Consider the following 1,352-nt stretch of genomic DNA (forward strand, 5'->3'; position numbering starts at 1 on the left):
TCTACACATTTATATTATTAAAGATTTTATTGGATATCATTAACCATTGAAAAGACGGAATAAGAATGATTCAGGAAATTGAACTCAAATCAGTAAAATAGAATCATCAGATATCAGGGTAAATATTAGACAGAAAAACTGGCTTACATTACGATAGTTTTAGGTATTATGATCCAGATATAGGTAGATTTTTTCGGTCTGATTTGATTGGGCTGTTAGGGGGGGAGGATCTGTATCAGTATGCACCGACTGACAGTTTTCTAGAAAATGGCCTACCGCTTTCTGATATTACTAAATTTTATAGGATTAGTAACTGATGGTTATTATAGATTTGATTTTATTAATCGAGAAATAGAAGCTATTAATAAAGGAAAATTAGCTCCACCAGGTGTTTCTGTTATTAGAGCTAATAGTGTCGATGAAGCCACCAAAATATGGAATGAAGCTTTTCCTAATAGGCCTGCGATAAGTATGGGGGAAGCAAAAGTTGTGGATCTTAGGAAAATTGGATTTGATGTTATTCATGATCCATCTAAGGGTAATTTGGGAGTATACCAGCAAGATTAATTCATTCAGAAGGTATTAATAGTTTTAATACTAATAAAAGCAAACTGTTTGGCATTTTCAAAGGATGTAAAGGGTAATGATAAAAGACTATATTGTTTCATTTAGAGATAAACAGAGATATGCTCTTATAGAATATAAAAAAATTGAAAAGTTTGATCATTATTATGAAGGAGTGATTATTGAATCTAATTTTACCAAAGAAGTAATTTTTTTTATTAATGAATGTAATTCGATTATTAATGATATGACAATATCTCTCTTGGATGAGATTGAGGAAAAATTATATTCTTATGATATTGGTTTGGAAAAAAATTGTTCTAGAATTTTTGATATTGAATTTATTGATAAAAATAAAATTTCTTTTTTTACAAAATACCCATCAAGCCGAGGTTATTTAGATAAATATCCGAATAGTTAATTAATATAAAAATCGTAATATTTATGAGTCACTGGCGCATATAAATAAATGAAGTAATGAATGAGAGGGGGTTTTGTACTTCCACACCGATCTGAAAGGTTGTTCTGAAGAAATAAGCGTGCAAATAATTGAAGATACTTAGCAAGAGATATTCGCAATCTTAGAAAAATATTAAGTAATGCTGGGGATAATAGTGAGGTAATAAACAGACAATAAAGTGAATTAATTAGGTATAGGATTTACTAGCGTTGTTTACAGTAATTTGAGAAACTACTGTAATGAATATACATAAAAAAACAAAACTAACGCCTTATCACAGACAAGAGATATGGCGCTTATATCATAAAGAAAAAATAACGGTCACTGA

The 1,352-nt window shown here is 29.4% G+C and carries 3 protein-coding genes; all 3 read left to right on the forward strand.

The features are described 5' to 3' along the window. The first annotated feature begins 179 nt into the window (after positions 1-179). The 3 genes from ACGH6S_RS12160 (at position 180) to ACGH6S_RS12170 (ending at position 985) form a co-directional block, all read left to right on the forward strand. The gene (locus ACGH6S_RS12160; protein WP_411579559.1) at positions 180-317 is read left to right on the forward strand and encodes a hypothetical protein; all 138 of its coding nucleotides are present in this window, start codon (positions 180-182) and stop codon (positions 315-317) included. After that, complete coding sequence (locus tag ACGH6S_RS12165; RefSeq protein WP_174799069.1) at positions 268-567, forward strand: hypothetical protein; 300 nt, start codon at positions 268-270, stop codon at positions 565-567. Before ACGH6S_RS12160 ends, ACGH6S_RS12165 begins: the two co-directional genes overlap by 50 nt. A 76-nt stretch (positions 568-643) precedes the next feature. Further along, positions 644-985, forward strand: a complete 342-nt coding sequence (locus ACGH6S_RS12170) for a hypothetical protein (RefSeq protein ID WP_174799067.1) — start codon at positions 644-646, stop codon at positions 983-985. Positions 986-1,352 lie beyond the last annotated feature (367 nt).

Source organism: Gilliamella sp. BG3 (assembly GCF_046635605.1).
GTDB lineage: Bacteria > Pseudomonadota > Gammaproteobacteria > Enterobacterales > Orbaceae > Gilliamella > Gilliamella bombi.

Excerpts from the sequence above, each read along its gene's own strand:
- ACGH6S_RS12165 (WP_174799069.1), top strand. The coding sequence starts at position 268 with ATGGCCTACCGCTTTCTGATATTACTAAATTTTATAGGATTAGTAACT.
- ACGH6S_RS12170 (WP_174799067.1), top strand. The coding sequence starts at position 644 with ATGATAAAAGACTATATTGTTTCATTTAGAGATAAACAGAGATATGCT.